Here is a 4,885-nt window from a genome sequence, read left to right on the forward strand (position 1 = left end):
GTGCCGCACAAGGCGGGTACGGCGCGATGGCGCTGGCCACCTTCCACCCCGACCGGTTCGGGTACGGCGGTTCGATGTCGGGTTTCCTGTACCCGTCGGCGACCACCGTCAACGGCACGATCACCGCGGGCATGCAACAGTGGGGCGGGGTGGACACCTACGGCATGTGGGGCGCGCCGCAGCTGGGCCGGTGGAAGTTCCACGACCCCTTCGTGCATGCGTCCCTGCTGGCGCAGAACAACACCCGGGTCTGGGTCTTCGCCCCAAGCGGCGGCGCCAGTGACCCGGCCGCGATGATCGGTTATCCGGACGTAACAGCCGGCGACGGCCATTTCTTCTATTCGCAGTACCGCTACGTGCGCGCCCACAACGGACACTTCGAGTTCCCAGACGGCGTCGACAACGGCTGGGGTTCCTGGCGTTCGCAACTGGGTGTCATGGCTCCCGACATCGTCGGGGCCATCAAGTAACTCATCCGGTAGCATCGGAAGCCGGCCGGTCCGAGTCGGTACCCTCCAGGGTCAACAGGGGGCTGCGGGCGGCACGGGAGCCTGCCCACCACCGACCGACTGACGCCGCCGGCAGGAGAAGATGGCCAAGACTTCGCGAAGCGCCCGAGGATCCCAGCGATCCCGGGAACCCCAGAGGTCCAAGCGCCGTCGCGTCCTCGGCTGGACCGCGGCAGCGGCGATGGCACTGGTGGTGGCGCTGGCGGTGGTGGCGGTGGTGATCTGGATCCGCCGCCCGGTGTCAGCACCGAGCGCAACGCCGCCGGTGGCGGTGCCGCCGAGCGGCGCGGCGCCGCACCCCACAAAGCCCCGCCCGGCGTTTCAGGATGCCAGCTGCCCGGACGTGCAGTTGGTCTCGGTGCCCGGCACCTGGGAGTCGTCGCCGACGCAGAACCCGTTGGACCCCACCGAGTTCCCCAAGGCGCTGTTGCTGAACGTCACCCGGCCGATCGCCGAGCAGTTCGACCCCGGTCGGGTCCAGACCTACACGGTTGCCTACACCGCGCAGTTCCATAACCCGATCGGCGCCGACGACCAGATGAGCTACAACGACAGCCGGGCCGAGGGCTTTCACGCGACGGTCAAGGCGATCACCGACATGAACGACCAGTGCCCGCTGACCAGCTACCTGCTCATCGGCTTCTCGCAAGGTGCGGTCATCGCCGGCGACGTCGTCGGCGACATCGGCAACGGCCGCGGACCGGTCGACGAAGACCTGGTGCTGGGCGCCACGCTGATCGCCGACGGCCGAAGGTCGGAGGGCAGCGGCGTCGACATCCCGCCCACCCCGCCGGGTCAGGGCGCGGAGGTCACCCTGCACGAGGTGCCGATGCTGTCGGCGCTGGGGATCACCATGACCGGCGCCCGGCCGGGCGGCTTCGGCGTGCTCAACGACCGCACCAACGAGATCTGTGCCCCTGCCGACCTGATCTGCGCGGCGCCGCGGGACGCGTTCAGCGTCACCAGGCTGGCGGCCACCCTCGACACCCTGGCCGGCGGCGCTGGCCAGCCGGTGCACGCGATGTATGCCACCACCGAGTTCTGGGACCATGACGGGGAGTCGGCGACGAAATGGACGTTGAACTGGGCGCGTGGTTTCATCGACAGCGCACCCCGTCCGAAGCACGGTTGAGGGCGGCCGCCGACGCAACATCGCAAGGTACGTCACAAGGTCGTAACGCATGCCGCGGATGATTTGGCGTGCGCCGCATCGACCTCTAACATTAAGAAGAATTTAAGAGCTTATGGCCGCAGCCCCGGCCGGAGCGCGAGCCGACGCAGGTGTGCGACAGGAGATTTGGCATGGTCGTGAGGACCCAGGTGGCGTATCTCAATCCGTTCGTCAAGGATGGGAAGATCCGGCTTCCGGAGACCGGCAGCCTGGTGAAGATCGTCGAGCGGTGGGCGAACCTGCGCGCCGAGAAGGTGGCGTACACGTTCCTGGACTACTCGACCGAGCGGGACGGTGTCGCGCGGCACATCTCCTGGGCCGAGTTCGGTGCCCGCAACCGTGCGGTGGGTGCCCGGCTGCAACAGGTCACCCAGCCCGGTGACCGGGTCGCCATCCTGTGCGGGCAGAACCTGGACTACCTGGTTTCGTTCTTCGGCATCTTGTACTCCGGCCGGATCGCGGTGCCGCTGTTCGACCCCGGTGAGCCCGGTCACGTCGGCCGGTTGCACGCCGTCCTCGACGACTGCACCCCGTCGGCGATCCTGACCACCAGCGACGCCGCCGAGGGCGTGCGCAAATTCTTCCGTACCCGCCCGGCCAAGGATCGGCCCCGGGTGATCGCCGTCGACGCGGTGCCCGCCGAGGTCGGCGCCACCTGGGAGCTGGTCACGGTCTCCCCCGACACCGTCGCATACCTGCAGTACACCTCCGGTTCCACCCGCACCCCGACCGGAGTGCAGATCACCCACACCAACCTGCCCACCAACGTGGTCCAGGTGATCCACGCGATGCAGGGCCGAGAAGGCGACCGCGGCGTCACCTGGCTGCCGTTCTTCCACGACATGGGCTTGATCACCATCATGCTGAGCCCGCTGCTGGGCCAGCAGTTCACCTTCATGACCCCGGCGGCCTTCGTGCGCCGGCCGCATCGCTGGATACGCGCGATGGCCCGCCGGGACGACGACACCGGCGCGGTCTACTCGGTGGCCCCGAACTTTGCCTTCGAGCATGCCGCGCTGCGCGGCCTGCCCCGTGAGGGCGATCCGCCGCTGGATCTCTCCAACGTCGTGGCGATCATCAACGGCAGTGAGCCGGTCTCGCCGGCGTCGCTGCGCAGGTTCACCGAGGCTTTCGCGCCGTACGGCCTGAGCAAGGAGGCGATCAAGCCGTCCTACGGGCTGGCCGAGGCGACGCTGTTCGTCTCCACCACCCCGCTGGACGAACCCGCCAAGGTGATCTACGTCGACCGCGAGGCGCTGAACAACCAGATGCGGTTCGCCGAGGTCGCCCCGGATGCGCCGGGCGCCGTCACCCAGGTGTCGGCCGGCCGGGTCGGCGTTGGCGAGTGCGCGGTGATCGTCGACCCCGCCAGCGGTGCCGAGCTGCCTGACGGGCAGATCGGCGAGATCTGGCTGCACGGCGACAACATGGGCGCCGGCTACTGGAACCGCCCCGACGAAACCAAGGAGACCTTCCAGAATGTCCTCACGTCGCGGACGGAGCCGTCACACGCCGAGGGCGCGACGGACGACGCGCTGTGGGTGCGCACCGGGGACTACGGCACCTATTACGACGACGACCTCTATATCACCGGCCGGATCAAAGACCTGGTCATCGTCGACGGCCGCAATCACTACCCGCAGGACCTGGAGTACTCGGCGCAGGAGGCCAGCCGGGCGTTGCGGGCCGGCTACGTCGCCGCGTTCTCGGTGCCCGCCAACCAGTTGCCACCGGAGGTGTTCGACAACCCGCACGCCGGCCTGAGATACGACCCGGAGGACATCTCCGAGCAGTTGGTGATCGTTGGCGAGCGCGCTCCCGGGGCGCACAAGCTGGACCATACGCTCATCGCCGACGACATCCGGGCGGCGATCGCGGTCCGGCACGGGGTGACCGTGCGCGACGTGCTGCTGGTGCCGGCCGGGACGATCCCCCGCACATCCAGCGGCAAGGTCGGCCACCGGGCCTGCCGCACCGCCTATCTCGACGGGAGCCTGCGCGGCGGTGCTGTCGTACAGGCCCTCCCGACGGATGGGGGTGACAATGACCGATGACGATGCGGTCCGTGCCACGGCTCGAACCGATCTGACCGTCGCAGAGATGCGGGCCTGGCTGCGCAACTGGGTGGCCACGGCAACCGGCCAGGCGCCGGATGCGGTCAACGAGAGCGTCCCGATGGTCGAGCTGGGCCTGTCGTCGCGCGACGCGGTGGCGATGGCCTCCGACATCGAAGACCTCACCGGCGTCACGCTGTCGATGACGGTTGCGTTTCGCCACCCCACCATCGAGGCGCTGGCCACGGTGATCGTCGAGGGCGAGCCGGTGGTCTGCGACGACGCCGAGGACGAGGACTGGTCGCGGGACCCCGACATCGCTGACATCGCGGTGGTGGGGCTGGCCACCCGGTTCCCCGGTGACATGAACACCCCGGACGAAACATGGCAGGCGCTGCTGGAGGGCCGCGACGCGATCACCGACCTGCCGGAGGGCCGCTGGTCGGAGTTCCTGGACGAGCCGCGGATCGCCGAGCGGGTGAACGCCGCGCGCACCCGCGGTGGCTACCTCTCCGACATCAAGGGCTTCGACTCCGAATTCTTCGCGCTGTCGAAGCTGGAGGCTGACAACGTCGACCCGCAGCAGCGGATGGCCCTCGAGCTGACTTGGGAGGCGCTGGAGAACGCCCGCATCCCGGCGTCGAGCCTGCGCGGTGAGTCCGTCGGCGTGTACATCGGCGCCACTAACTTCGACTACAGCTATCTGGGTTTGTCCGACCCGAATGTGGCTCACCCGTACGCAATCACCGGCAACACCCATTCGATCATCCCCAACCGGGTGTCGTACTTCTACGACTTCCGCGGCCCGTCGGTGGCGGTGGACACCGCGTGCTCGTCCGCGCTGGTCGCTGCGCACTCCGGGGTGCAGGCGCTGCGCAACGGCGAGTGCGACGTGGCGCTGGTCGGCGGGGTGAACGCACTGATCACCCCGCTGGTGACGGTCGGGTTCGACGAGGTAGGCGGTGTGCTGGCCGCCGACGGGCGGATCAAGTCGTTCTCGTCTGACGCCGACGGGTACTCCCGTGCCGAGGGCGGCGGCATGCTGGTGCTCAAACGCGTCGACGACGCCCGCCGCGACGGCGATGCGATCCTGGCCGTGATCGCCGGCAGCGCGGTCAACCACGACGGCCGCTCGAACGGCCTGCTGGCGC

4 protein-coding genes are annotated in these 4,885 nt (G+C 68.8%); all 4 read left to right on the forward strand.

Annotation, left to right across the window (positions count from 1 at the left end; genetic code table 11):
- Positions 1–470, forward strand: a 470-nt coding sequence (locus AC2VOP_RS00940; protein ID WP_486959219.1) for an alpha/beta hydrolase-fold protein, incomplete at its 5' end; no start/stop codon positions are given.
- Positions 471–591: 121 nt separating this feature from the next.
- Positions 592–1,641 carry a carboxylesterase Culp6 gene (culp6, locus tag AC2VOP_RS00945; RefSeq protein ID WP_486959220.1) on the forward strand — a complete coding sequence of 350 codons (1,050 nt, stop codon included), beginning with the start codon at positions 592–594 and terminating at the stop codon, positions 1,639–1,641.
- A 188-nt stretch (positions 1,642–1,829) separates the two neighbouring features.
- Positions 1,830–3,734 (forward strand): long-chain-fatty-acid--AMP ligase FadD32, encoded by a 1,905-nt coding sequence (gene fadD32 / locus AC2VOP_RS00950; protein WP_486959222.1) that lies wholly within the window; start codon positions 1,830–1,832, stop codon positions 3,732–3,734.
- Positions 3,724–4,885: beta-ketoacyl synthase N-terminal-like domain-containing protein (locus tag AC2VOP_RS00955; protein WP_486959221.1), on the forward strand; the 1,162-nt coding region annotated here is incomplete at its 3' end. The genes fadD32 and AC2VOP_RS00955, both read left to right, overlap by 11 nt.

The organism is Mycobacterium sp. TH-M106 (genome assembly GCF_057473765.1).

Bases quoted from the DNA above. Each gene is read 5' to 3' on its own strand.
- culp6 (WP_486959220.1), top strand. From the start codon at position 592: ATGGCCAAGACTTCGCGAAGCGCCCGAGGATCCCAGCGATCCCGGGAA.